General features: G+C 66.0%; 25 protein-coding genes and 1 pseudogene. 16 read left to right on the top strand and 10 right to left on the bottom strand.

The window, feature by feature from the left end; all coding sequences use genetic code 11:
* Positions 1-27: 27 nt before the first annotated feature.
* The 3 genes from V2B31_RS18440 to V2B31_RS18430 are packed head-to-tail and all read right to left on the bottom strand — an operon-like array spanning position 28 to position 2,764.
* Positions 28-1,269, bottom strand: coding sequence for a cyclopropane-fatty-acyl-phospholipid synthase family protein (locus V2B31_RS18440; protein WP_328281382.1), 1,242 nt, complete (start codon positions 1,267-1,269; stop codon positions 28-30).
* A 32-nt stretch (positions 1,270-1,301) separates the two neighbouring features.
* Positions 1,302-2,048 (bottom strand): molybdopterin-dependent oxidoreductase, encoded by a 747-nt coding sequence (locus tag V2B31_RS18435; protein ID WP_328281379.1) that lies wholly within the window; start codon positions 2,046-2,048, stop codon positions 1,302-1,304.
* The gene (locus tag V2B31_RS18430) at positions 2,045-2,764 is read right to left on the bottom strand and encodes a cytochrome b/b6 domain-containing protein (RefSeq protein ID WP_328281375.1); all 720 of its coding nucleotides are present in this window, start codon (positions 2,762-2,764) and stop codon (positions 2,045-2,047) included. Before V2B31_RS18430 ends, V2B31_RS18435 begins: the two co-directional genes overlap by 4 nt.
* A 324-nt stretch (positions 2,765-3,088) precedes the next feature.
* Here V2B31_RS18430 and V2B31_RS18425 point away from each other — a divergent pair, with 324 nt between their 5' ends.
* A complete protein-coding gene (locus V2B31_RS18425; protein WP_328281371.1) occupies positions 3,089-3,256 on the top strand; it encodes a hypothetical protein in 168 nt (55 codons plus the stop codon).
* Positions 3,257-3,532: 276 nt separating this feature from the next.
* Positions 3,533-4,069: an outer membrane protein gene (locus tag V2B31_RS18420; RefSeq protein WP_328281368.1), complete on the top strand. Its 537-nt coding sequence runs from the start codon at positions 3,533-3,535 to the stop codon at positions 4,067-4,069.
* A gap of 53 nt (positions 4,070-4,122) precedes the next feature.
* Here V2B31_RS18420 and V2B31_RS18415 read toward each other — a convergent pair whose 3' ends face one another.
* From V2B31_RS18415 to V2B31_RS18405, 3 genes are all read right to left on the bottom strand, one after another.
* On the bottom strand, positions 4,123-4,545 hold the full coding sequence (locus tag V2B31_RS18415) for a hypothetical protein (protein WP_328281364.1): 423 nt from the start codon (positions 4,543-4,545) through the stop codon (positions 4,123-4,125).
* A gap of 203 nt (positions 4,546-4,748) precedes the next feature.
* Positions 4,749-6,014 (bottom strand): 23S rRNA (adenine(2503)-C(2))-methyltransferase RlmN, encoded by a 1,266-nt coding sequence (gene rlmN, locus V2B31_RS18410; protein ID WP_328281361.1) that lies wholly within the window; start codon positions 6,012-6,014, stop codon positions 4,749-4,751.
* 47 nt (positions 6,015-6,061) lie between these two features.
* Complete coding sequence (locus V2B31_RS18405) at positions 6,062-6,559, bottom strand: hypothetical protein (RefSeq protein ID WP_328281359.1); 498 nt, start codon at positions 6,557-6,559, stop codon at positions 6,062-6,064.
* A 169-nt stretch (positions 6,560-6,728) separates the two neighbouring features.
* On the opposite strand from V2B31_RS18405, the gene dnaN reads away from it, so the two are divergent.
* Complete coding sequence (gene dnaN / locus V2B31_RS18400; RefSeq protein WP_328281357.1) at positions 6,729-7,841, top strand: DNA polymerase III subunit beta; 1,113 nt, start codon at positions 6,729-6,731, stop codon at positions 7,839-7,841.
* A 117-nt stretch (positions 7,842-7,958) separates the two neighbouring features.
* On the top strand, positions 7,959-10,526 hold the full coding sequence (locus V2B31_RS18395) for an EAL domain-containing protein (protein ID WP_328281354.1): 2,568 nt from the start codon (positions 7,959-7,961) through the stop codon (positions 10,524-10,526).
* Between the two features lie 243 nt (positions 10,527-10,769).
* Here V2B31_RS18395 and V2B31_RS18390 read toward each other — a convergent pair whose 3' ends face one another.
* Positions 10,770-11,513, bottom strand: coding sequence for a TonB-dependent receptor (locus tag V2B31_RS18390; RefSeq protein ID WP_328281351.1), 744 nt, complete (start codon positions 11,511-11,513; stop codon positions 10,770-10,772).
* 212 nt (positions 11,514-11,725) lie between these two features.
* Here V2B31_RS18390 and V2B31_RS18385 point away from each other — a divergent pair, with 212 nt between their 5' ends.
* Together V2B31_RS18385 and V2B31_RS18380 are read left to right on the top strand one after the other, a co-directional pair.
* The gene (locus tag V2B31_RS18385; protein WP_328281349.1) at positions 11,726-12,490 is read left to right on the top strand and encodes a FadR/GntR family transcriptional regulator; all 765 of its coding nucleotides are present in this window, start codon (positions 11,726-11,728) and stop codon (positions 12,488-12,490) included.
* A gap of 67 nt (positions 12,491-12,557) precedes the next feature.
* Positions 12,558-13,058, top strand: a pseudogene (locus V2B31_RS18380) (nuclear transport factor 2 family protein); the annotation flags it as partial.
* A gap of 54 nt (positions 13,059-13,112) precedes the next feature.
* Here V2B31_RS18380 and V2B31_RS18375 read toward each other — a convergent pair.
* Positions 13,113-14,450: an LLM class flavin-dependent oxidoreductase gene (locus V2B31_RS18375; protein WP_328281347.1), complete on the bottom strand. Its 1,338-nt coding sequence runs from the start codon at positions 14,448-14,450 to the stop codon at positions 13,113-13,115.
* 115 nt (positions 14,451-14,565) lie between these two features.
* Entirely contained in the window at positions 14,566-15,918 is a 1,353-nt protein-coding gene (locus V2B31_RS18370; protein ID WP_328281346.1) for an FAD/NAD(P)-binding protein, read from the bottom strand.
* A 102-nt stretch (positions 15,919-16,020) separates the two neighbouring features.
* Between V2B31_RS18370 and V2B31_RS18365 the strand changes: the two genes are divergently transcribed.
* The 4 genes from V2B31_RS18365 to V2B31_RS18350 are packed head-to-tail and all read left to right on the top strand — an operon-like array spanning position 16,021 to position 19,271.
* On the top strand, positions 16,021-16,164 hold the full coding sequence (locus V2B31_RS18365; protein WP_328281343.1) for a hypothetical protein: 144 nt from the start codon (positions 16,021-16,023) through the stop codon (positions 16,162-16,164).
* The gene (locus tag V2B31_RS18360; protein WP_328281339.1) at positions 16,154-17,143 is read left to right on the top strand and encodes an ABC transporter substrate-binding protein; all 990 of its coding nucleotides are present in this window, start codon (positions 16,154-16,156) and stop codon (positions 17,141-17,143) included. The genes V2B31_RS18365 and V2B31_RS18360 overlap by 11 nt, the downstream gene beginning before the upstream one ends.
* A 5-nt stretch (positions 17,144-17,148) precedes the next feature.
* Complete coding sequence (locus V2B31_RS18355) at positions 17,149-18,321, top strand: acyl-CoA dehydrogenase family protein (RefSeq protein WP_328281335.1); 1,173 nt, start codon at positions 17,149-17,151, stop codon at positions 18,319-18,321.
* Positions 18,322-18,323: 2 nt separating this feature from the next.
* Positions 18,324-19,271 carry an NAD(P)-dependent oxidoreductase gene (locus tag V2B31_RS18350; protein WP_328281333.1) on the top strand — a complete coding sequence of 316 codons (948 nt, stop codon included), beginning with the start codon at positions 18,324-18,326 and terminating at the stop codon, positions 19,269-19,271.
* A 13-nt stretch (positions 19,272-19,284) separates the two neighbouring features.
* Here V2B31_RS18350 and V2B31_RS18345 read toward each other — a convergent pair whose 3' ends face one another.
* Positions 19,285-20,121 (bottom strand): LysR substrate-binding domain-containing protein, encoded by an 837-nt coding sequence (locus tag V2B31_RS18345; protein WP_328281331.1) that lies wholly within the window; start codon positions 20,119-20,121, stop codon positions 19,285-19,287.
* A gap of 293 nt (positions 20,122-20,414) precedes the next feature.
* Between V2B31_RS18345 and V2B31_RS18340 the strand changes: the two genes are divergently transcribed.
* From V2B31_RS18340 to V2B31_RS18315, 6 genes are read left to right on the top strand one after another with little or no spacing between them, the layout of a single operon-like run.
* A complete protein-coding gene (locus V2B31_RS18340; RefSeq protein ID WP_328281327.1) occupies positions 20,415-21,233 on the top strand; it encodes an ABC transporter permease in 819 nt (272 codons plus the stop codon).
* A gap of 2 nt (positions 21,234-21,235) precedes the next feature.
* The gene (locus tag V2B31_RS18335; RefSeq protein ID WP_328281323.1) at positions 21,236-22,018 is read left to right on the top strand and encodes an ABC transporter ATP-binding protein; all 783 of its coding nucleotides are present in this window, start codon (positions 21,236-21,238) and stop codon (positions 22,016-22,018) included.
* Positions 22,015-22,629, top strand: a complete 615-nt coding sequence (locus V2B31_RS18330) for a cysteine dioxygenase (RefSeq protein WP_328281319.1) — start codon at positions 22,015-22,017, stop codon at positions 22,627-22,629. Before V2B31_RS18335 ends, V2B31_RS18330 begins: the two co-directional genes overlap by 4 nt.
* Complete coding sequence (locus tag V2B31_RS18325) at positions 22,626-23,888, top strand: rhodanese-like domain-containing protein (protein ID WP_328281315.1); 1,263 nt, start codon at positions 22,626-22,628, stop codon at positions 23,886-23,888. Before V2B31_RS18330 ends, V2B31_RS18325 begins: the two co-directional genes overlap by 4 nt.
* Positions 23,889-23,916: 28 nt before the next feature.
* Positions 23,917-25,005 carry an LLM class flavin-dependent oxidoreductase gene (locus V2B31_RS18320; RefSeq protein WP_328281311.1) on the top strand — a complete coding sequence of 363 codons (1,089 nt, stop codon included), beginning with the start codon at positions 23,917-23,919 and terminating at the stop codon, positions 25,003-25,005.
* Between the two features lie 3 nt (positions 25,006-25,008).
* Positions 25,009-25,965 (top strand): ABC transporter substrate-binding protein, encoded by a 957-nt coding sequence (locus V2B31_RS18315; RefSeq protein WP_328281307.1) that lies wholly within the window; start codon positions 25,009-25,011, stop codon positions 25,963-25,965.
* The last annotated feature ends 78 nt before the right edge of the window (positions 25,966-26,043 follow it).

The raw sequence follows: 26,043 nt of genomic DNA, 5'->3' as shown, positions 1-26,043 counted from the left end.
TGGCGCTGTCAGGCGCGGTTCAGCCGCTCAGCGTCCGCGCAGCGCCGCCTCGCCCTCCAGCATATAGTCGCGCGTGATCGGGAGCGCACGGCGGTCGCGCACATATTGGACCTGATAATTCACCATGCCGCCATGCTCGAACACCGTCGCCGCGCCGGCGAGGTAGAAGGTCCAGAGGCGGAAGAATCGCTCGTCATAGAGGGCTACGATATCGGCCTTGTGCGCCAGCGTGCGCTTATACCATTCGCGGATGGTGAGGCCGTAGTGAATCCGCAGCACCTCGACATCGGTCACCATCAGCCGCGTGCCCTCGCTGCCCTGGATCATCTCGGACAGGGCCGGGATATAGCCGCCGGGGAATATATATTTCTGGGTAAAGGCGTCAGTGATGCCCGGCCCTTCAACCCGCCCGATGGTGTGGACCAGCATCACCCCGTCGGGCGCCAGCAGATCGCGGCACTTGTTGAAGAAGGTGCGGAAATGGGCTGTGCCGACATGCTCGAACATGCCGACCGACACGATCCGGTCGAACGGCCCCGTCATGTCGCGATAGTCGATCAGCTCGAACCGGACATGGTCGGCGACGCCCGCTTCCTCCGCCCGCTGCCGCGCGACCTTGAGCTGCTCTTCCGACAAAGTGATGCCGGTCACATCGACCCCGCAGGTCCGGTGCAGATAAAGCGCCATCCCGCCCCAGCCGCAGCCAATATCCAGCACCTTCATGCCCGGCTTCAGATGCAGCTTGGCGGCGATATGCGCCTTCTTGTCCTCCTGCGCCTGCTCCAGGCTGATGCCCGCCTCGTTGGTCGCGTCGGGGAAATAGGCGCAGCTATACTGGCGGTCGCGGTCGAGGAAGAGCGCGTAGAGCGCGCCCGACAGGTCGTAATGATGGGCGACATTCGCCTTCGATCGCTTTTTGTGGTTCAGGCGCCAGAATTTCTGCCGCGCGCTCTTGATCCCCCGGCTCAGGCGACTCTTCGTGTCGATCGACCGGCCGCTTTCCCAAGGGTTATTGGCGCGGATCATCGAGACGAACTCCATGATCCCGCCGCCCTCGATCGTGACCCGGCCGTCGATCCAGGCTTCCGCCATGCCAAGGCGCGGATCGCGGATGATGTCGACGGGCACCCGCCCATCGAGCAAGCGCAGCGCCAGATCGGGAAAGGCCGGGTCGGGCCGCCCGACGGTGAAGCGGCTGCCATTGGCATAATGGACCGTCAACTGACCGCGCGTGACCAAACGCCTCAAAACACGTTCGAAAATCTTCATGCCGGGCTTCCTGTCACGTCGTTACGCAGGCGTCAAATGCCCGCATACCAATCATAGCCCGCATAGTCTTCCCAATAGCCGCCCTTGCCCCGGCCGATCGCACCAAGGCTGTCCACCGCCTCGATCCGCATCAGATATTTGGCCTGCTTGTAGCCCAGCTGCCGTTCGACCCGCAGGCGCAGCGGCGCGCCGTTGGCGACCGACAACGGCTTGTCATTCAGCGCGAAGGCGAGGATCGTCTGCGGGTGGAAGGCGTCGATCAGATCGATGCTCTCATAATAGGGCGCGCCGCCGCCCATCCGGTCGGCGCAATGAAAGACGATATAGCGCGCGCCTGACCGTAGTCCCGCCGCGTCGAGCAGCAGCTTCAACGGCACCCCGCGCCACTTGCCGATCGCGCTCCACCCTTCGACGCAATCATGCCGCGTGATCTGCTCGCGGTGCGGCAGGCTGTGCAAGTGAGACAGCGAAAGAGACAGGTGTTTAGCGACCATCCCGTCGATCCGCAGTCGCCAGTCGGCAAAGCCCGTCCGCCAGATCGCCTTATAGTCCGGCGTATTGGGATTGGACGTGCCGTTGGCGCGGAAGATGGGGGAAATCTGGTCGGGGCGGAATTCATGCGCCAGAGCGTCGCGCGCCATCAGCCCACGCTGCGCCCATTTGTGGAAATTCTCCGCCGAAAAGAGCGCGTTGCGCACGCTTTCCTGCTGCGCCAGGCGATCGCAGCCAGCCAGCGTCGCGGCCGCCCCGAGCAGCAGCGAGCGGCGGCCGAGGATCATGGCCGCGCCGCCGGCACGCGGTAGCGCCCGGTAATCATCGACCGCACTTCATTGAGCGGCCCTGCCAGCACGACCATCAGCAGATGCACCACTACGAAACCGACCAGCACGAAAGCGGCGATGAAATGGATCGATCGCGCCGACTGCCGCCCGCCGAACACATCCACCAGCCAGGGCCAGGCCGCATTCATCCCCGGCGACATGGTGAGCCCCGTCAGGATCACCAGCGGCAGCGCGACGAAGATCACGCCGATATAGCTCGCCTTCTGCAACACATTGTAGCGCAGCGCCGCGTCCCCGGTCGGAAAGCGCAGCCGCGCATGATCCTTGATGTCCTGCCATATATGGCGCGGCGCAAGTTCCCCCCGGCGGAAGGCAAGGTCGCGGCCGACATGCCGGTTGGCGAGGCTCCAGAGCATATAGCCAAGCAGCGCGAAGGCGAAGACGGGCGCTGCGGCCAGATGCCAGTGGCGCGACATCGCCAGGCTGTAATGGGCGGGCAGAGTGATCCAGCTTCCGAACCGCTCAAGCTCCAGCCAGGGCCGGTCGAAATTCGCGCCATATTGCCCCCAATAGAGGCGCGGATGCGCGTTGAAGATGCCAAGGCCGCTGGTGAAGAGGATGTAGAGGAGCAGCGCGTTCAGCCAATGCCATAGCCGCGTCGAGAGGCGATGCCGCTTGACGATCCTGTCCCCGCTCTGGAACTGGCTGCCCATGGCGGCGATCCTACGTCAGCGGCGAGCGCCTGTATAGCAGGAACAGGGGCAGAGCAGAGGAAGTTACAGGATCGCAACGGCCTTTTTTTTCGTCAGCGCAGGACGGAGCGACGTCGTTGGCGACGTCTTGGGTGTCGTTGGTCGAACGGTCATGGAAATGTCATAACCACGCGACCAATGGCGAGCCCGCAAGGGAACAACCAGTCGAAATACTCTCGAAGCCAACAGAAAATAACATAAGTTTGTCCGTCCTTCGACGGCAGCAACAACAGGTCGCCTGTCATTCGGAACATGCTTCGACGCATTGGAATGGATAGGTCTACAATGAAGAATTTGACGATTTTCTTGGCCTCTTCGGTCATCTGCTTTTTGTCGTCTCCGGCCTTTGCGCATCGCATTGCGCCAACGATCGAGGAAGACAGCAGCGATCAGGAGCCCGTGGCCGCGCGTCCGTTGGACCCGATGCCGGCCGAGCCGACCCGCATCGCCTGAGCGATCGGCAGCGGCCGCTCGTTCCGCTGCTGTATCAGAATTACAACACGGTAGAGCAAATGCGCTGATCGACAGCTAATGGCTCTTTGCAACAGGACAATCGAAACCTACATGCCTCCTCGCACGGCAACTATGCAGGTCGTGATGATCTATCTCTATAACGGGAAGGTCATAGCAGGAGCATATAGTCAGAGTTATCTTTGCTATAGCGCATAATTTATGTGTGATCGCTGGCTTCGCCGGCGCAAGATCATGAACAATAAAATTGAGGACTTTATGAAGACTGTGATTTTCGCAGCGATCGCTGCTGCCGCCATTGCCACCCCTGCCTTCGCACAGGACGACGCAACCTTCACCGGCCCGCGCGCCGAAGTGCTGGTTGGCTATGACAAGCTCGACACCAATGGCAGCGGCATCGGCAACCCGGACGGCCTGCTCTACGGCATTGGCCTTGGCTATGATTTCCAGGCGGGCGGCGCTGTCGCCGGCATCGAGGCCGAAATCTCCGATTCCACCGCCAATGTCGACGTCGGCGGTGTCGATGTCGATGCAGCCCGCGACCTCTACATCGGCGCGCGCGCCGGCTTTCTGGTCAGCCCGGTGGCGCTCGCCTATATCAAGGCCGGCTACACCAATGCCCGCATCAAGACCGAAGGCTTCGGCGGCGACAATGGCGATGGCGTGCGCGTCGGCGCGGGCCTCGAATACAAGCTCGGCGGCCAGCTCTTCCTGAAGGGCGAGTATCGTTATTCCAACTATGAAGCCGACGTCGAACGGCACCAGATCGTCGGCGGCCTCGGCATCCGTTTCTGATCCCTCTCGATCGGAACCAAGGGAAAGGGCGGTCCGTCACGGGCCGCCCTTTTTCATGCGGGCAGGGGCTCAAGGTCCGGTTCCACCCACGCCCGCCGCGCCTGCGCGCTCATCAGCCGCTCGCGCGACCAGTAGGCAAACAGCCAGTCCTTGTCGCCCAGCGGCGACGCCATCAGCGCCGCAAAAGCCGCCGACGGCATCACCCCCTCGGGCTGCGCCGCCAGCACATGCCGCGCCATGCGCAGCGATGCCTGGGTGATGGTTTCATGATAGCCGCTCATGTCGCTGTTCACCCCGCCCACGCTCTCGTTATAGCGGCGGATCAGCCCCGGCATGTCGCGCTCCGGCACGATATCGGGCCGGCGCAGGATCAGCCACAACGCCGTCGCGAAATGCGCGCCATGGGTCCATCGTTCCTTGGGCAAGGTACAGGCGACAAAGGCGTCCGCAAGGTCGCCGATCTCGGCATCGGTCATCGAACTCCCCCTCTTTCATCCTCCCCTTGCAGGGGAGGTGTCGCGCGCGGAGCGCGTGACGGAGGGGTGTCCCACTATCGAGAGGGTCGATCAGGTCGGTCATGCCCGCGGCGTGACCTTCAACTGCCGGGGGCAGTTGAACCTGATCGAACCCCTCCGTCAATCCTTCGGATTGCCAGCTCCCCTCCAGGGGAGGATGGTAGCTACGCCGACCCCAACGCCGCCTGCTTCTCCTCGGCCAGCCGACGCAGCTCGGCCTTGCTCTTCTTCTCGCTCGCCGACTTCAATTGCCCGCACGCCGCCATGATGTCGCGCCCGCGCGGGGTCCGCACCGGCGCGCTGATCCCGCCCTCGAACACGATATCGGAAAAGCGCTTGATCCGCTCGGGCGTCGAGCATTCATAGTCGGTGCCCGGCCAGGGATTGAACGGGATGAGGTTCACCTTCGCCGGCAGCTTATAGTGGCGCAGCAACCGGACCAGCTCGCGCGCGTCGGCGTCACTGTCATTCTTGTCCCTAATCATCACATATTCGAAGGTGATGCGCCGCGCATTGTTCGCGCCGGGATAGGCGGCGCAGGCGGCGAGCAGTTCGTCGATCCCGAACTTCTTGTTCAGCGGCACCAGCTCGTCGCGGACCTCCTTGGTCACGCCATGCAGAGAGACAGCCAGGTTGACGCCGATCTCCTCCCCCGCGCGCGCCATCATCGGGATGACGCCGCTGGTGGAAAGCGTGATGCGCCGCTTCGACAGAGCCAGCCCGTCGCCGTCCATCACGACCTTCAGCGCATCGCGCACATGGTCGAAATTATAGAGCGGCTCGCCCATGCCCATCATGACGATATTGGTCAGCATCCGCCCGTCCGACGTGTAGTGGGACGCCTCGTCGCTCTCGTCGTCATTGGCCGACGCCATGTTTCCGCGCGGCCATTCACCCAGCGCATCGCGCGCCAGCATCACCTGCCCGACGATCTCGCCCGGCGTCAGGTTGCGGACGAGGCGCATCGTGCCGGTGTGGCAGAAGGAGCAATTCAAGGTGCAGCCGACCTGGCTCGACACGCACAGCGTGCCCCGGTCCGCGTCGGGAATGAACACCATCTCATAATCCTGCCCGTCGTCCGAGCGGAGCAGCCATTTGCGCGTGCCGTCGCTCGACACCTGCGCCTCCACCACCTCCGGCCGGCCGACGACGAACCGCTCCGCCATCCATCCGCGCATCGGCTTGGCAAGATCGGTCATCGCTTCGAAATCGGTGACGCCCCGATGATAGAGCCAGTGAAACACTTGCTTGGAGCGCAGCTTTGCGGCCTTGACGTCAAGCCCTGCTTCCTCGAACACGCCTTTGATCTGCTGGCGCGACAGGCCCATCAGGTCGGTGCGCCCGTCTTCGCGCGGCGTTACGGCGCGCGGCACGGGAACAGGGTCGATGGGGCCGGGGATCGGCATGAGCGGGCTGGCGGCTGTCTGCATGGCCGCGCACATAGTCGCTTTTCGGGCATTTTTAAAGCCATGTCGGCCTACCGCCCCCGCGCGCACCCCAGCGCCGCCGCATCGATCGCGGTCGCCGCGCCGCGCAGCGCGTAGCTGTCGGCAAAGCCGCGCCCGTTGGCGCCCACGCTCGCAACGCTCATGCCGGCGGCCGCGCGCATCGCTGCAACGATCTGCGCGTCCATGCGCGCGTCGGCGGCCCAGGCGTCGACCTGGCCCGCGACTAAAGTGAACCGACGCTCGCCGACCTTGAGCAGCACCGGCGCGTCGGCCGCGCGCGGGCCGCTGAGGCGGATGTGGAGCTGCCCCCGCACCCGCGCGCGCGGCCAGGTGCCGACCGACGCGAAGCCGCGCGGGCTCTGCCCCCGTCGCACGACCGGCTGCGCGATAGCGTAGCAGCGCGGTCCCTTTGCCCCGCCAGGATCGCGAAACGCGCCCCAACTCTCGAAAATACCCAGGGAATCGCGCGCGATGGCGGGCGTCGCGCCCGACAGCAGGACCAGCAGAACGGCAGACAGGCGGCGCATCCCCAAGGCAAAGCCGATGCTAAACCCTTTTGCAACCCTCCGCCGGCCAAAAGCCGATGCCCCGCTTGCAGGGACCGCAACAGCGGTTATGAAGAAGCATCCATCCTTGTCGGCGGGATTCGACCGAACCCCGCAGCACATGCAGAAAAGAAACGGACAGACCAGGGACATGAAGGCCACCATCGAACGCGCAACGCTCCTCAAGAGCCTGAGCCACGTCCAGTCGGTGGTCGAGCGGCGGAACACCATCCCCATCCTGTCCAACGTGCTGATCGAGGCATCGGCCGACGGCGCGATCAAGCTGATGGCGACCGACCTCGATCTTCAGGTGGTCGAAAGCGTATCGGCGCAGGTGGAGCAGCCTGGCGCGACCACCATCTCCGCCCACACTTTGTTCGACATCGCGCGCAAGCTGCCCGAGGGAAGCCAGGTCTCGATCCACGCCGCCGAGGGCAAGATGCTGATCCAGGCCGGCCGCGCGCGCTTCAACCTGTCGACCCTGCCGCGCGACGACTTCCCCGTGATCGCCGAGGGTGACCTGCCGACCAAATTCGAATTGCCGGCCGAAACGCTGAAGCAGATCATCGACAAGACCCGCTTCGCCATCTCGACCGAAGAGACGCGCTATTATCTGAACGGCATCTATTTCCATGTGTCGGAAGAAGCCGATCCGGTGTTGAAGGCCGCGGCGACCGACGGCCACCGTCTCGCTCGCGTCACCGTCCCCCGTCCCGACGGTGCGGAGGGGATGCCGGGCATCATCGTGCCGCGCAAATGCATCGGCGAACTGCGCAAGCTGCTGGACGAGGTCGACGGATCGGTCGAAATCAGTCTGTCCGCCAGCAAGATCCGCTTTGGCCTGGGCAGCGCGATCCTCACCAGCAAGCTGATCGACGGCACTTTCCCCGATTATAGCCGCGTCATCCCGACCGCGAACGACAAGCTCTTGAAGATCGATCCCCGCAGCTTCGAAGATGGTGTCGATCGTGTCGCCACTATCGCCACGGAAAAGACCCGCGCGGTCAAGATGAGCCTCGACAAGGACAAGATCACCCTGTCGGTCACCAGCCCGGAAAATGGCACGGCGGCCGAGGAGGTATCGGGCACGTTCCAGGGCGAAGGCTTCGACATCGGCTTCAACGCCCGCTATTTGCTGGATATTTTGGGGCAGATCGACAGCGACACGGTCGAACTGCATCTCGCCGATGCCGCCGCGCCGACGCTGATCCGCGAGAAGGATGACAGTCCCGCCCTCTATGTCCTGATGCCGATGCGCGTCTGATATTAAGGCTGTTCTTTGCTGCCATTCCGGTTCGGTAGTAAGGGGTTGGCAAGGACTATAGGCTAGGCGTAGCGCATGTCGTTGCGCGCCAATCTTTCCGATGTTCAGCCCCGATCCATGACCCTGATGGTCGCGCTCGGCCTGGCGGAAAGCGGGACCGAGGTGTCGGCGTCGTGGATTTCGGGCGCCTTCGTCCATATCGCCCGGCTCTGGCCGCTGATCCTGATCGCGAAGATCAGCATGATCCTGCTGCTCGGCCTGCCGTTCACGGGCGGCGGCAAGAGCGGCGCCGCGCTTCTGGCGGCGATGATCGCGATCGACCTTATGCTGACCTTCCTGCCGCGCCAGGCGCTGTTCCGCCAGCGTATGCCGCATGTCCAGAACTGGCTGATGCTGCCGATGGTGTTCCTGTCGGCGCTCTCCTTCAGCCTCTGGCTCGGCACCCAGCCGCGCGCGGCGACCGACACGCTGTTCCTTGCCGCCGTGCCCGAACTGGCGGTGGCGCTGCTCGCGGTCAGCATCTTCGGCGACCGCCGGCTGCTCGGCGTCAGCTATTTCCTCGGCGCGCTGATGGTGTCGGTCGTCGAAAGGACGGGACTGGCGCAGGTGGGCATGATGGCGAGCTGCGTGTTCGTGATGCTGCTCGCGACGCTCCGCCAGGCGACGGCGGATCGCGACCGGGCGATCGCCCGCCACCAGCAGGATCTGCGCGCGCAGCGATCCGACCGGCTGCTCCAGGAGCATGAGCGCACCGGGCGCGGCTGGTTCTGGGAAACCGACCGGCAGGGCTGCCTCACCTATATTTCCGACACGCTGGCGCAGTCGCTGAACCTGAAGGCCGACGCGCTGATCGGCCGGCCGATCACCGATATCGTCAAGCCTGGCGACAGGAAGCAGGGCGATGGCGAGCGCACACTCGGCTTCCATTTGTCGGCGCGCACCGGCTTCTCCGACATCGCGGTTTGCGCCGCCATGGCGAAGGAAGAGCGCTGGTGGTCGATCTCGGGTCAGCCGGTGTTCAACGAATATGGCCAGTTTCACGGCTTTCGCGGATCGGGCACCGACCTTACCGAAATGCGCCGCAGCCAGGCGGAGGTGACCCGCCTCGCCCAGTTCGATTCGCTGACCGGCCTCGCCAACCGCATCCAGATGCTGCGTTCGCTGGAACAGGCGGTGGCCGATCGCCATGGCAAGCCGGGCGAATGCACGCTGATGATGCTCGACCTCGACCGGTTCAAGAGCGTCAACGACACGCTCGGCCATCCCGCCGGCGACGCGCTGCTGCGGCAGGTGAGCCAGCGGCTGCAGCGCGTGGTGGGCGAGCGCGGCCTCGTCGGACGGCAGGGCGGCGACGAGTTCAAGATTTTGCTGCCCGGCCGCCACGATCAGGCGATGCTGGCGCATCTGGCGCAGGCGATCATCAGCGCCGTGTCGCAGCCCTATTCGATCGAGGGGACTGCGGTCGTCATCGGCGTGTCGATCGGCATTTCCGCCTGCCCGCAGGATGGCGTTACCGCCGACGCGCTGATCCGCAACGCCGACCTGGCGCTCTACGCGGCCAAGGGCGACGGGCGCGGCGTCCACCGCTTCTATTCGTCGGAAATGCACGCCGATGCGGAGGATCGCCGCCAGCTGGAGGAGGATCTGCGCCGCGCCCTCGCCGCCGATGGCCTCCACCTCGTCTATCAGCCGGTGGTCTCGTCCAAGACCGAGACGGTCACGGGCTATGAGGCACTGCTGCGCTGGACGCATCCGGTGCGCGGGCCGATATCGCCTGCGCTCTTCATCCCGATCGCCGAGGATACGGGGCTCATCGCCCAGATCGGCGACTGGGTGATGCGCACCGCCTGCCTCGACGCGGCAAAATGGCCGGAAGAGGTGCGGGTCGCCGTCAACGTCTCGCCGACGCAATTCGCCAATCCCGGCTTCCCGTCCACCGTCATGAGCGCGCTCGCTGCCGCCCAGCTCGCGCCCGAACGGCTGGAGCTGGAGATTACCGAAAGCGTCTTCCTGAACGACGACGACGGCACCGATTCGATGTTCGCGCGGCTGAAATCCATCGGCGTGCGGCTCGCGCTCGACGATTTCGGCACGGGCTATTCCTCGCTCGGCTATCTCAAGAAAGCGCCCTTCGACAAGATCAAGATCGACCAGAGCTTCGTGCGCGGCGCATCGATCAAGGGCAACCGCAACAGCGCCATCATCAAGGCGATCGTCAGTCTGGCCGAAGCGCTGGGCATGGACACGACCGCCGAGGGTGCGGAGACGCAGGACGAACTGGCGCTGATCCGGCAATTGGGGTGCAGCCATATCCAGGGCTATATCTATGGCCGGCCGATGCTGTTCGAGGATGTGATGGTCCGCCACCGCACGATCGGCACCGCCGCTTCGGCCAACGGCTTCAAATCCAGCCGGCCCGAACGCAAGACGATGCTGCGGACGGTCGCGATCCATCATGACGGCCATGTCTATGCAGGGCGCATCCGCAACATCTCGCCCACCGGCGCGCTGGTCGAAGGGCTGTGGAACGTCCCGCCCGGCACCTTGTTCGCGATCGAGATCGCCGAAAACCAGCTGGTGAACGCCACCTCGCGCTGGTCGAAGGACGACCGCATGGGCGTGGAATTCGCTAGCGCGGTGGACATGGTCGCCCTCCGCAGCCCGCCGAAGTCGATGGCCTCCTGACGGGCGTTAATGCCCTCGCCCGCCTCCCTAACTGGTCCCCGGCGCAGGCCGGCGTCCGGTTTCAGACTGGACGAGGTCACGATCTACGCAGACAGGCGCCTGGTTCGTCTCGGATCGCGCCAGAAGCCCGGACCGAAGGCCATGTTCCCCCACGGCAACCGTCCCCCTCCCCCGGGCGCGCAGCGGCTGACCGGATGCTCGACAACCCGCCCAACCTCCGATGCGGCCCGGTGAGCTTGGTGGTCAGAAGCGGAAGCCGACCTCGACGCCGTAGGTGCGCGGAGGCGAATAGAGGCCGCCAAAGCCGGTATCGCCGGGCACCGCGATCACATAGGTCAGCGTTTCCTTGTCGAAGATGTTCTTGATCCAAGCCGTCACCCGGGCGCGGCTGTCGCCTACCGGGATGTTGGCGAGACTGAGCTGTGCATTCCACACATTACGGGTCACCTTCGGGGCGTTGGCCGGCGTGAAAGCGCCCACGTCATAGCCCGACGAGATGTTCCAATCGACATGGCCCATCAGCTTGCCGAAGCCACGGTCGAAAAGGACATAGTCGACGGCGGCCGTTCCCTGATGCTCGGGCGTGAGCGGCAAGCCGGGATCGCGCAGGGCGCCGAGCACGCGCACCAGCGGCCGTTTGGAATCGGCGAAGCCATAACCGGCGTTGAGCGTCAGCCCGTCGATCGGCGTCACCGACGCTTCGATCTCCAGCCCCCAAACGCGTGTAGTGCCGGGCGAGTTGATCGTGTCGACTTCGCCCGGGTTGAACGCGCTGGTCTGGACAGCGAGTTGCCTGCCGCTGATCCAGTTGTGATATGCCGCGCCGTTGACCCGGACCCGGCGGTCGGCGCTCTCGAACTTCGCGCCGACTTCGAGCGAGCGGTTCACTTCCTCGTCATATTCGTTGAACGTGGCCGAACGGACCGCCGCGCCGCCGGGCCGGCGCGGCTCGATCTGCCCGCCCTCAAGGCGCACTTCACCGCGCAAGGCGTCGCCGTGCAGAAGACTCCCGAGTTTCTGGCGCTGGTGGACGACTTCCCGCGCACGCCGATGGGCAAAATCCACAAAGGCAGGCTTGCCGATTTGCTTTTCGGCTCGGCGGATTGAATTCGGGTCTCGCAAGAGCTTGGTATTGCCGGATTGTCGCTGCTAATACGGCAGATTATTTAGACACTGTTTGTTGAAGGATAGGAGCGGCCGTGGAGATTGTTTCGCAGAATGTGCGGGTACCGAAGGCCGCCGAACTCGTCGCGAACAATTTGCGCAATCAGATTGTCAAAGGACAGCTTAAAGAAGGCGAGCCGCTGCCGCTGGAGTCGGAAATGCTCGTGCAGTTCGGGGTTTCGCGCCCAACGCTGCGCGAGGCATGCCGGATTCTCGAGTCTGAAGGGCTAATCAGCATCTCGCGCGGAACCCGTGGCGCGCGCGTCCACCTGCCCAAGACTGAGCTTGCCGCGCGCTATTTGGGACTGATCCTGCAATCGAACGGTGTGATGGTGAGCGATGTCTATTATGCGCGCGTGCTGATGGAGCCGCCAGCAGCCCGGATCGTTGCGCAGAGCCCGACGCCGCAAGCCATCGAGCGACTCAATGCCTGCATCGCCGAAGAGCGAAGGTTCATTGAAGATGTGGAGCAGTTCAGCCGCAGCTCGAACGAGTTCCACCGCACGCTCGTAGAGCTGAGCGGCGTTCGCACATTGACGGTCATCGTGGATATGCTCAACGAAATGCTCGGGCGGCATTTGCTTCAGATCTACATCCGCGCCGCCGGTGAGGCAGACTCGCTGGTCAGCCGCAAGAAAGCCGTGCGCGCGCAGGAAAAGCTGGTGACGCTGATCGAAGCCGGCGACGCGGACGGCGCGGCGACCTTCTGGCGCGAGCATCTGAGCATTGTGACCTCGACCATCAACAAGTGGCAGCATGCCGACTCGGTGGTCGATCTCACCAGTGGCGTGATGACCTGATCAGTCGATCAACGCCTTGATTCGCGCACGACCTCATGTCGATCGGGCCGCGTAGCTACACCATCCTGACGCCCGCATCACATTCGGCTGGTTCAGCGGCACCATCGCAGCCTATCTGGAAGCATCCCGCGCAATCCTTACGCGGATGCAGGCCAGCACCGACAATGGCAATCATTTGACCTTCGCCCCCCATGTCGAACTGAACGGCGACCGCGCGTTGAGCGACATGGCGGTGATTATCATCGGCCGCGCGCCCTATGACACGATGCTCGCTGACGTGGCCTGCTATTGCCGTTTCGTCTCGCGTGCCGAGCGTCGCGCGGGCGAATGGCGGCTATCGACGATGGATTGCGTCTACATTAAGGAAACCATTCAACCTGCCGACCCCGGCGTCGAGCTGGATTATGACGCCGAAGTGATGGCCGGGTTGCCGGGCGCCTATCGCATCATGGCCTATTCGCTCGTTCGCGCGGGGTTCCCGATCCGCGACGATCTTTACTCGCTCGATCAGCCCGAGCGCGTTTCCGAACTATATCGTGCCGCCCGTGCATGGCTTGGCGAGGGCTGAACTTCATCCGTCGCTCTTAAACGATGCCGCCGGCCAGGTATGTGCCTGGCCGGTTCAGGCCGCGCTCTGCGCCTGCCGCTGCGCCGTATAGCGATTCTCCGGCTCGGCCAGTCCTAGATGCGCGCGGAAGGTCGTGCCGTCATAGTCGGTGCGGAACAGCCCGCGCGCCTGCAGGATCGGAACCACCTTGTCGACGAACAGGTCGAGCTGCCCCGGCAAGGGCTCGAAAATGACGAAGCCGTCCGCCGCGCCGTCTTCAAACCATTGCTGCAAACGGTCGGCCACCGTCTCCGGCGATCCGACAAACACCCCGCGCGGCGTCGCCAACCGCTCGGCCACCTGCCGCAGCGTCAGATTTTCCGCCCGCACCTCGGCAAGGATGCGCAGCGTGCCGCTCTGCTGGCTGTCGAGCCCGATATGCGCCACATCGGGGAAGGGCGCGTCGAGATCATATTGCCGAAAATCATGGTCGTTGAAGGTGCGCGACAGGAAGCCGAGGCCGGTGTCGATCGACTCCAGCGCCGCCAGCTCGCGATAGCGCGCCTCCGCGTCCTCGTCCGTATCCCCGACGATCGGCGCGATGCCCGGCAGCACGAACAGCTGGTCGGGGTCGCGGCCGAAGCCCTTCGCCCGCGCCTTCACGTCGGCCAGATAGGCCTGGCCGTCCTCCTTGGTCGGCGCATGGGTGAAGATCACCTCGGCATGGCGCGCGGCGAAGCTGCGCCCGTCGTCCGACGCGCCGGCCTGGAAGATGACCGGCTGGCCCTGCGGCGTGCGCTTGATGTTGAGCGGCCCGCGCACCTGGAAATGCTCGCCCTTATGGTCCAGCCGGTGCAGCTTGTCGGGATCGACGAACCGCCCGCTCTCCTTGTCGGCGACATGCGCGCCATCCTCCCAGCTGTCCCACAGCCCCTTCACCACGGCGAGATATTCGGCGGCGATCTTGTAGCGGGTGGCGTGGGCGGGATGCTCGGTCTTGCTGAAATTGGCCGCCGTATCCCCCAGCCAGGACGTGACGACATTCCACCCCGCGCGGCCGCCGCTCAAATGATCGAGCGAGGCGAACTGGCGCGCGACGTTGAACGGCTCGGAGTAGCTGACCGTCAGCGTGCCGACGAGGCCGATGCGCGACGTGGTGGCGGCGAGCGCCGACAGGATCGTGATCGGCTCGAACCGGTTGAGATAATGCGGGCTCGATTTCTCGGTGATCGACAGGCTGTCCGCCACGAACAGGAAGTCGAACTTGCCCCGTTCCGCTGTCGCCGCCTGCTTCTGATAGTGGGACAGGCTGGTGCTGGCATTCACGTCCCGATCTGGATGACGCCAGTCGTTCCAGGTGCGGCCGACGCCGTGCAGGATGAAGCCGAGCTTGATGTGCGGGGATTTCGCCATGGGGGGGCAGCCTTTCGCCGATGCGGATATGGCGCGCAGCATAGAGGCCGTCCCCGCAACGCGACCAACGCGAAGTCGTGCCGCGACTATGACTTAGGCAAATAGGTGAGGGGGGTCAGAGCCCCGCCGCCTCGACCCAATAAGCGTGGCTGATCTCGCGCGCCAGCGTCCACACCTGCCGCCTGATGTCGGGCACGGCGACGATCTCCCAATGCGCGCCGCGCGTCATCGGGCCGACGACGCGCAGCCGCTCCTGCGCCTCGCCGTCCGCGCTGATCGCGCGGCACTGGCGATCCACATCGATGCCGATCGCCAGCGGATCGGGCCGGATCGCGCCCTTGTCGGCCAGCGCGCGCAACAGCGGATCGCGTGCGCGGTTGAGGTCGCCGAGAGGCCCGGTACAGTTGATGACCCGCGCGAAGCGTCGCCACGTCACCGCGTCGCTCCCCCGCGGACGCAACGCGACCGCGATCCCATCGCCCTCCGGCCGCGCGGCCACGATCTTCGCCGCCCCGATCTCCAGTCGCCCGCTGGCGCGCATCGCCGCCAGCCGTTCGGCCACCGCCGGCGCGAGGCGGTGGCGGTGCACATCCCAATAGGGCCGCAAATGCCGCAGGAAGCGCGCCCGGTCGGCCGCGTCGGCGGCGCGCCACATATCCTGGGTGAAGGGCCGCAGTTCGTCCACCGCCCCGCGCCAGCCGATCGCCTCCGCCCGCGCCCGCACCTGCCGCACCAGCGCCGACGCCGAACCCGCCGGCCGCTCCGTCGGGCTCGCCGCCGCCGGCCCCGGCGCATGGGCGTGGGGCAGCAGCCCGCGCCGGGACACCGCGACGATCCGCCCGGCAAAGCCCCCCGTGTCGAGGCTGAGCGCGCAATCCACCGCCGTCAGCCCACAGCCGAGCAGCAGCACCTGATCGTCTCCGCATAACCCATCAGCCAGCCCCGCCGTCCAGGGATCGTCGGCATAGGCGATATGGCTGATGCCAGCAAAGGCAGGCAGCGCATGCGGCGGCAGGTTGCCCGGCGCAATCACCGCAATGTCCGCAGCCACCCACGCGCCGGTCGCCAGCCGCACCGCCGCCGCCTCGTCCGACAGCCGGATATCGACCGCCTCGGCCTCCACCAGCCGCAGCCGCGCGCCCGCCTCGTCCGCCGCCGCCTCCAGCAGGTCGCGCAGATATAGACCATAGGTCCGCCGCGTGGCGAAACTGGCATCCTGTCCTTCGGCCCGCGCCTTCAGCCAGTCGGCGAAATGGCCCGGTGCGTCGGGCAGCGCGCTCATATTGGCGGCGCGGACATTGAGGACATGGTCGTCTTGCGCCGCGCCATAGGCAAGGCCCCGCCCCAGCCGGTCGCCCCGACGCTCGATCAGCGTCACCCGCGCCTCGCCATGACGCAGCAGGTTGATCGCCAGCAGCGTGCCGGAAAAGCCGCCGCCGACTATGGCGACATGATCGGCGCTCAGCATCGATCAAGCATTTCTAATGGAACGGGCAGCATTGCTTGTGGGACATATCTCTACTGCTACCATAGATAAATAGCCAAGATGTGATTGTCGGAGATTATGGTCATGGCCCCTGTGCGATCCCTGCTGGCCGGGTGGCGGCGCTGTAAGGCGGCGGCGGCGCGCGAATTTCTGCGCGATCCCCATGTCATCCTGTTCGAGCGCGCCGCCGATCCCGCCCCGGCCGCGACAAGCGCCCATGGCGGCTGAGGGTCTTTCCCGCCGGCTGCTGCTGGGCGGCGGCGCGGCCTCCTGCCTGCTGCTCGCCGCCTGCGGTTCCACCAAGGGCGGCCGACCCACGTTGCGCGTGTCGATCACCGGCAAGGGCGACGGCGATTCGCGCCTGCTCTTCAAATCCGCCGGGATCAAGCCCGACGGCTTCGACATCGCCTATAGCGAGTTCCAGTCGGGCCATCTGGTGGTCGAGGCGCTGAACGGCGGCTCGCTCGATTATGGCGGGATGAGCGAGATCCCGCCCATCTTCGCCGCCGCCTCCACCATCCAGAGCTTCCGCCAGATCGCGGTCGCCCATGGCGACGTCAATAACCAGGTCGTGCTGGTGCCCAAGGGATCGACCGCCAGGAGCATCGCGGACCTCAAGGGCAAGCGCGTCGGCTATGTCCGCGCGACCACCTCGCAATATTTCCTCATCCGCATGCTGGAGGAAGTCGGCCTGGGATGGGACGATATCAGGCCGGTGGCGATGGGCGTCAGCGACGGCGCGGCAGCCTTCTCGCAAGGTGCGCTCGACGCCTGGGCGATCTACGGCTTCCCGATCCAGCGCGCGATCGCGACCGAAGGCGCGCGCATCCTGCGCACCGCCTATGGCATCCTGTCGGGCAATTATCTCGTCGCCGCGCATGTCGATACGCTGGCTGATCCCGATAAGGCGAAGCTGGTCGCCGACTATCTCGGCCTGGTCCAAAGAGCCTATGGCTGGGCTGCCGCGCATCAGGAGCAATGGGCGGCCATCGTGTCCAAGGATATCGGCGTACCGCTCGCCTATGTGCAGGACCAGTTCAAGCGCAAAAGCGCGACCTACGAACTGCGGCCGGTGACTCGGCAAGCCATCGCGTCGCAGCAGAAGGTCGCCGACCTCTTCTACGCGCAGAAGCTGCTCCCCAAGCCGGTCGATGTCCGCCCTTTGTGGGACGACCGCTTCAATTCCGCCATTCCCAAAAGAGGCTGACCATCATGGCAACCCGTCTCGCAACCCCCGACGCCATTCCCGCGATCACCGACGATTATCTCGACTGGCTGACCCGCGAACTCGCGTCCCATGCGCAAGCCTATGACCGCAGCGGCGAATTTCCCCGCGCGCCCTTCGACCTGCTGGCGCGCGAAGGGCTGATCGGCCTCACCGTCCGCCCGGAACTGGGCGGTCGCGGCGCGAACCTGTCAGAGGCGCTGCGTGTGCTCGCCGCCGTCGCGAAAGGGGAGCCGTCGACCGCGCTCATCCTCTTCATGACCTATCATTATCACGCCAACCCGCATCGCGCGCAGGGCTGGCCCGCCGCCATCTACGAGCGGCTGGCGGCCGATGCGGTTGCGGGTCGCGGCCTGATCGGGGGCCTCCGCGTCGAGCCCGAACTCGGCACCCCGGTGCGGGGCGGCCTGCCCGTCACGATCGCGCGGCGCACGGCCGACGGCTGGGCGATCAGCGGCACGAAAATCTATTCGACCGGATCGACTGGGCTCGACTGGTATTCGGTCTGGGCGAAAACGGACGAAGAGGAGCCGCGCGTTGGCAATTTCCTGGTGAAGGCCGGCAGTCCCGGCGTCACCATCGAGCCGGCCTGGGATCATCTGGGGATGCGCGCGACCGTCAGCCACGCGGTCCATTTCGCCGACACGCCGACCCCGCTCGACCATGCGGTGGACGTGCGCCTGCCACAGCAATGGGCGGCGGCTGCGGGCGACCCCAGCCTCGCCATCTGGAACGCACTCGCCATATCGACCATCTATGACGGCGTGGCCCGCGCCGCGCGCGACTGGCTCGCGCCCTATCTTAACGACCGCGTGCCCTCCAACCTCGGCGCGTCGCTCGCCACCCTGCCGCGCGTGCAGGAGAAGTTCGGCGAGATAGAGGCGCTGCTTCAGGTCAACGCCGCCCTGATCCGCGACGCCGCCGCGCGCTACGATGCCGGCGATCCGCCCGGCGCGGTCGCGGTCAACAATATCAAATATGTCGCGACCGCCAACGCCATCCGCGCGGTCGAGATCGGCTTGGACCTCACCGGCAATCCCGGCCTCAGCCGCAACAACCCGCTCGAACGCCATTATCGCGACGTGCTGTGCAGCCGCATCCACTCGCCGCAGACCGACACGATCCTTGTCACCGCCGGTCGCGCGGCGCTGGGGCAATAACCATGTCGCTCATCATCGCCAGCCAGCTCGACGCCGATTTCAACAAGGGTCTCGGCCAGCACCCGATCGCGCCGGTCGTGATCGACGTGGCGGAGGACGAACCCTGGACCGCCGCCGCCGAAGCCGACCTGCTGCTGGTCCGCCCGACGCCCGCCTGGCGTCAGCCGCGCGTCGCGCGTCCCTCGCTGTGGCCGGGCCGGTTGAAATGGGTCTATAGCGCGTCCGCCGGCATTGATTTCTATCCCGAATGGCTGCTCGACGCGCCGCTCGTCACCTGCGGGCGCGGCGTCGCGTCGGACGAAATCGCCGACTATGTGATCGCCGCCATCTATGCCCATGCCAAGAATCTTGAGGCGGTGACGGTGCGGTCGCGCGCCGACTGGAAACATGCGCCGCTGGGGCGCGTGTCCGGCACCACGGTCGGCATCGTCGGGCTGGGCGCGATCGGCCAGGCGGTGGCGCGGCGCGTGCTGGCGCTCGGCGCGCAGGTGGTGGCGCTGCGGCGATCGGGCGCGCAGGCCGGGATCAGCGGCGTCGAACTGCTGACCGATCTGCCCGCTCTCGTCGCCCGCGCCGACCATATCGTCGTCGCCGTGCCCGGCACGCCCCAGACCCGCCATCTTTTCGACGCGCTCTTGCTTGCACAGGTAAAGCCCGGCGCGCACATCATCAATGTCGCGCGCGGCTCCGTGCTGGATCAGGATGCGCTGGTCCGCGCGCTCGACCGCGCTGATGGTCCGGGCTTTGCTACGCTCGACGTCACCGAACCCGAGCCGCTGCCCGAAGGCCATTCGCTCTACAGTCACCCCAAGGTCCGGCTGACCCCGCATATCTCCAGCAACTACACGCTCGTGCGGCACCGCCTGCTGGAGAAGGTGCGCGACGACATCAGCCGCTTCGTGCGTGGCGAAACCCCGACCGACGTGGTCGATCCGGCGCGGGGTTACTAAGCGGGCAGGCGCATCACAGCCCCTGCACCGTCTCCCGCGCCAGCTCCGCCAGCCGGTGCGCCGCGCTGTCCAGCTTGTCGCCCGCGCGCAATATCGCCGCGACGCGCGGCAGGTCGGGCAAGCGCTCATGCGCGAGCGTCGCTTCCTCGCCGATGAAAAGATGCGTGCGGCAGGTGATGCCCAGGCCCGCGCCCACGGCCGCCTTGAGCGTCGCGAGATTGGGCGTCTCCACCGCGATCCGCCATTGCAGGCCTGCGTCCTCCAGCCCCCGTATCGCCGCCTCCCGGAAGCGGCAGGGCTCCTCCAGCACGGCGAGCGGAATGATGCTGCGGTCGGCCAGCGCCGCATCGCCATACCAGGCCATCGGCGCGACCGTGACCGCATGGGGGTCGTTCGGCGCGGCAAAGCCCAGCAAAATGTCCAGCTCGCGCCGATCGAGCAGCGCCTGCAACTCCGCCGTGCCCGCGACGCGCGCATAGATTTGCGCGTCGGGGTGCAGCTCCGAAAAGCGCGAAAGCAGCCCGGACAGCAAAGTGTCCGCGAAATCCTGCACCATGCCGATCCGCGCCGGCCCGGCAAAGCGCCCCGCGCTCACCGCCGCCACCGCCTCGTCATGCAGCAGCAGCACGCGCCGCGCATAATCCAGCATCACCTCGCCGGCCGGCGTCAGGTTCAGCCGCCGCCCTTCGCGCAGGAACAGGGTCTGCTGCACCAGCTCCTCCAGCCGCTTGATCTGGAGACTGAGCGCGGACTGGGTCACGAACACCTGTTCCGACGCATTGAGCATCGATCCGGTATCGACGATCGCGACGAAGCTGCGCAGCAAATTGGTGGGCAGGTTGACCGGCACGGCGGGCCTTTCTCGGGAAGAATGCGGGGAAGGACCGACCCAAGGCAGGGAACGGGCCATCCCCTATCGCCGATGCTTATATATCAATCAAAATAGTAGAGATTTGGGGTGACCAACTAAATCTTGATATGTCCGCCGCCGGACCAAAAAACGGCTCTTTTCTTCGTTTAGGCGAGCCGATCGGGCATCCGGCCGAGCCTTATGACCGGCGCTCATAGATCGGCGCAGAAAAACTTAATTGAAACGGTAGAGAATACATGATGGGCTTGCCGCGACCTGAACAGGGACCGGATATGGCAAGCGTAGCAATCGGACATTCCCATGGCGCGGAGCGCGCGCGGCGGCCCTTCTCGCTGTCGCGCTTCGGCGGCCGCTGGCTCTCGCCGGTGCTGCTGCTGCTGCTCTGGGAGCTGGGTTCGCGTAGCGGCCTGATCCCCGAACGCACACTCGCCGCGCCCTCGGCCGTCATCGGCACGCTCATCGAGATGGTGATTTCGGGCGAGCTGCCCTCCAATCTCCTCGTCTCCTTCGCCCGAGTCGCCGCCGGCCTTCTGATCGGCGTCGGTCTCGGCCTCGCTCTCGGCCTCTTCGCCGGCCTGTCCCGCGCCGGCGAGCTGGCGGTCGATCCGCTCATGCAGATCAAGCGCACCATCCCGGCGCTCGCGCTGACCCCGCTCTTCATCGTCTGGTTCGGCATCGGCGAAACCCCCAAGGTGGCGCTGATCGCCTTCGCCACCATCTTCCCGGTCTATCTCAACCTCTACAGCGGCATCCGCAGCGTCGACCTGCGCCTGCTGGACGCCGCCAAGAGCTTCGGTCTCAGCCGCGCCGAACAGATCTGGCATGTCGTCCTGCCCTCGGCACTACCCTCGCTGCTGGTCGGACTCCGCTACGCCCTCTCGGTCTCGATCCTCGTCCTCGTCGTGGCGGAGCAGATCAACGCTTCGGCCGGCCTTGGCTACCTCATCAACAATGCCCGCGATTTCATGCGGACCGACATCATCGTCGTCTGCCTGATGGTCTACGCCATCCTCGGTCTCGGCGCCGACTGGCTGGTCCGCGCCATCGAAGCCCGCGCCCTCGTCTGGCGCCCCAGCATAGTGGAGCAATAAGCATGGACGCTCGCCTCGGCTTTACCGCGCTCGACAGCGCAGTGCATCAACCCCATCCCGAGCCCGTGGTCCGCCTGCGCGGCTTCACCCGCCGCTTCGGCGCGAACACGATCATCGACGGGCTGGACCTCGATATCGCGCCGGGCGAGTTCATCGCCCTGCTCGGCCGCTCGGGATCGGGCAAGACCACCTTGCTGCGCACCCTCGCCGGCCTCGATGAAGTGCGCGGCCAGAATGTCGAAGTCCCCGACAGCCGCGCCGTCGTGTTTCAGGACGCCCGCCTCCTGCCGTGGAAGCCGGTCTGGAAGAATGTCGGCCTCGGCCTCAAGGGCGACATCCGCCCCCGCGCCGAAGCCGCGCTCAAGGAGGTCGGCCTCGGCCATCGCATCGACGCTTGGCCACTCACTCTTTCGGGCGGCGAAGCCCAGCGCGCCGCGCTCGCCCGCGCGCTGGTGCGGGAGCCCGAATTGCTGCTGCTCGACGAACCCTTCGCGGCGCTCGATGCGCTCACCCGCTACCGGATGCACGACCTCGTCCTCGCGCTCTGGCGCAGGCACCGCCCCGCCGTGCTGCTCGTCACCCATGATGTCGAGGAAGCGATCGCGCTCGCCGACCGGGTGCTGGTGCTGGACAAAGGCCGCATCGTCGCCGAAGAACGCATCACCGCCCCGCGCGGCGAACGCGCCAGCTTCTCCGCCCGCCTGCGCGAAAAGCTGCTGGCCAATCTCGGCGGCGACGATCATGGCGTCATCCCCTTCGCGCCCGCGCTGGAAGCCGCCGAATGACGGCAGCCGCCACCCTCGACCGGCCGATCGACACCACCCGCCTGCGCGGCTTCGTCACCGCCTTCGCCGACCTGCTGGCGGCGACCAGCGATGAACGGGCGATCCTCGACAGCGGCAGCGCGCTGCTCGCCCGGCTGATCGCAACCGACGACTGGCTGCCGGAAGAGTATGCGCGGCCCAACCCCGACCGCTACCAGCAATATCTGCTCCATTGCGACAGCCGCGAGCGCTTCAGCGTCGTCAGCTTCGTCTGGGGACCGGGCCAGTCCACCCCGATCCACGACCATAGCGTCTGGGGCCTGGTCGGCGTCCTGCGCGGCGTCGAGCGGGTCGAGCGCTTCGGCCGCCTCCCTTCGGGCGCGCTGGTGGCGGAGGGCGAGGAACTGCTCCACGCCGGCGAGGTCGACGCCGTCTCTCCCCGCATCGCCGACATTCACCGCGTCACCAACGGTCTCGCCGACCGCCCCTCGGTCAGCATCCACGTCTATGGCGCGAATATCGGCGCGGTCGAGCGCGCGACCTACGCCCCCGACGGCACGCCCAAGACCTTCATCTCGGGATATGCCAACCGCACCCTCCCCAATCTTTGGGACAGATCGAGAAACCCATGACCACCGACACGCTTGACCGCCTCCAGACGTCCACCCCGCAGGACATCCGGCGCGCCCTCCTGATCGGCACCGAGATCGCGCTGATCGACGTGCGCGAGGAGCATGAATTCGCGCAGGGCCATCCCCTCTTCGCGGCGCAGATCCCGCTCCGCCGCATCGACGCAGAAGCGCGCTGGCGCATTCCCCGCCTCGACACCCCGATCATCATCTATGACAATGGCGAAGGGCTGGCGCGCAAGGCGGCGGTCCGCCTCGAGGCGCTCGGTTACACCGACGTGCGCGAGCTGGAGGGCGGCCTCGCCGCCTGGCGCGACGCGGGCTATGAGCTGTTCGAGGATGTGAACAGCTACAGCAAGGCGTTCGGCGAACTGGTCGAACATCGCCGCCACACCCCGAGCCTCCCCGCCGAGGAAGTGCAGGCGCTGATCCGCGAAAAGGCCGACATCAAGATTCTCGATGCCCGCCGCTACGACGAATATAACACCATGAACATCCCGACCGGCACCAGTGTCCCCGGCGCGGAACTGGTGCTCCGCGCGCAGACCATTGCGCCCGATCCCGACACCACGATCATCGTCAACTGCGCCGGCCGTACACGGTCGATCATCGGCGCGCAGTCGCTGGTGAATGCCGGCATCCCCAACAAGGTCTATGCCCTGCGCAACGGCACGATCGGCTGGACTCTGGCCGGGCAGGAGCTGGAAACCGGCCAGACCCGCGCCGCGCCCGAAGTGGACGATGCCGCGACGGAAGAAGCGCGCGCCCACGCCCGCGACGTCGCCTATCGTGCGGGCGTCAAGCGGATCGGCTGGAAAGAGCTGGAGGCGCTGAAAGCCGAGACGGGGCGCACCCTCTATCTCTACGACGTCCGCCAGCCGCGCGAATATGAAAGCGGCCATCTGCCTGGCTTCCGCAACGCGCAGGGCGGGCAGCTGGTCCAGGAAACCGACCATAATGCCCCGGTGCGCGGCGCGCGCATCGTCGTCACCGATCCCACCGGCGTGCGCGCCGACATGACCGCCTCCTGGCTCGCCCAGCTTGGGTGGGAAGTCTATGTGCTCGACGTCGACTGGTCCGCCGCCACGCTGGAGCGCGGCCCCGACAGCGCGCCGCCGCCGCGTGGCCCGGAGGGCCGCTACAAGCGCCCCTATGAAGGCACCGACAACAAGGCCGCCGCGATGCAGGCCTATCTCGACTGGGAATATGGCCTCGTCGCCCAGCTGGAGCGCGACGGCACCCACGGCTTTTATGTGATCTGATAAAGACAGAAAGACAGGAGGACGCAGCATGAGCGTCAAGTTCATCGGCTATATCGGCTTCAACAACGGCTCCGAAACCCAGTCGGCCGTCCGCAGCCGCGCGCTCGATATCGACTATGTCGATGCCGCCGCTAAGGCGCAGGAGGAGGGCGGCTTCGACCGTGTCCTTATCCCCTTCGGCTCCAACAGCCCGGAAAGCCAGATCGTCGCGGCCCATGCCGCCGCGCGCACGACGCGGCTCGGCTTCCTCGTCGCGCATCGCCCCGGCTTCACCCAGCCGACCGTCGCCGCGCGGCAGCTCGCGACGCTCGACCAGCTTTCGGGCGGCCGCGTCGCCGTCCACATCATCACCGGCGGCGCCGATGAAGAAATGGCGCGCGACGGCGACACGAAGACGGTCAAGGCGGAACGCTACGCCCGCACCGACGAATATCTGACGATCCTGCGGCAGGAGTGGACTGCGTCCAAGCCCTTCGATCATCAGGGCCGCTTCTACGACATCCGCCAGGCGTTCAGCGCGATCAAGCCCGACAATCTGCCGGTCTTCTTCGGCGGTTCGTCGGACGAGGCGATCGAGGTCGCTGGCCGCCATGCCGATGTCTATGCGCTCTGGGGCGAAACCCTCGCCGCCGTGCAGGACACGGTCCGCGCCGTGCGCAAGTCCGCCGCGCGCTACGGGCGCAGCCCCGGCTTCTCGCTCTCGCTCCGTCCCGTCATCGCCGACACCGAGGAAGCCGCGTGGAAGCGCGCTGCCGAGATCGAGGAACAGGTGCGCGGAAACCGCGTCGCCGCCGGGCTGCCGCTGACCGGCCATCGCCCGCCCAATGCCGGCTCGCTGCGCCTGCTCGAAACCGCCAGCAGCAACCGGCAGGACAAGCGCCTGTGGACCGGGGTCGCGGCGCTGACCGGCGCGGCCGGCAACAGCACGGGCCTCGTCGGCACGCCCGAGCAGGTCGCCGACGCCATGCTCGATTATTATGACATCGGCATCGACCATTTCCTGATCCGCGGCTTCGATCCGCTCGGCGATTCGATCGTCTACGGCCGCGAACTGCTGCCGCTGGTCCGCGCCAAGGTCGCGGAGCGCGAAGCGGCCGGTCTCGCTCTGGCGGGCTGATCCATGTCGAAAAAGACTGTCGCCATCCTGTCGGCGGCCCTTGTCGCGGTGGCGGGCCTCGGCCTTGCCGCCGCGACCTTTTCCCGCAAAGACGACAATGTCCTGCGCGTCGCCAACCAGAAGGGGCAGGTGAAGGCGATGATGCTCGCCTCCGGCGCTCTGGAAGGCGCGCCCTATAGCGTCGAATGGTCCGAATTTCCCGCGGCCCAGCCGTTGCTCGAAGCGGTCGGCGGCGGCGCGGCGGACTTGGGCCTTGCCGCCGACGCGCCGTTCATCTTCGCCTATCAGAGCGGCAGCCCGGTCAAGGCGATCGCCGTCCAGTCCCCCGCCAACCAGGCGGCGCAAGCGCTCGCCATCCTCGTCAAGACCGGATCGCCGATCCGCAGCGCGCAGGATCTGGTAGGCCGGTCAGTCGCCACCACGCGCGGCTCGATCGGCCATCATCTGCTGCTCCAGGCGCTCGAACGCGCGAACATCCCGGCGGAGAAGGTCCGCGTCACCTTCCTGCCGCCCGGCGACGCGAAGGCCGCTTTCGACAGCGGCGCGATCGACGCCTGGGCGACCTGGACACCCTATACCAATGTCGCGATCAAGGAAGGCGCGCGCGCCGTCGTGGACGCCAAGGATTATGGCCTGCCGCTCTATATCGACATCGCCAATGCGGACTCGATCGCGCCCAAGCGCGCGCTGCTCGCCGATTTCCTGAAACGGGAAGCGAAGGCGGTCGCCTGGTCGCGCGCGCATCCCGATCAGTTCGCGGCGGTGCTGGCGAAGGAAACCGGCCTGCCGCTCGACATCGCCCGCGCCAGTTTCGAGCGGAGCAACCGCGTATCGCGCCCGATTGATGCCAGCGTCGTCGCGCATGAGGAGGCGATCACCGCCCGATTCCAGCGCGCGGGCCTCATCGAAGACGCGCGCAATGTATCGCAAGCCTTTGATCCAAGTTTCTCTAAACAATAGATTTCCATCAGCAAAGCTAAGCTAAAGTTGAGAGTAAATCATAGGTCATTGGTCAAACTCATTTCTCAACTAAAGATG

The organism is Sphingobium sp., from assembly GCF_036170395.1.
Classification (GTDB): Bacteria; Pseudomonadota; Alphaproteobacteria; order Sphingomonadales; family Sphingomonadaceae; genus Sphingobium.
This window is presented reverse-complemented; position numbering and strand designations above follow the sequence as displayed.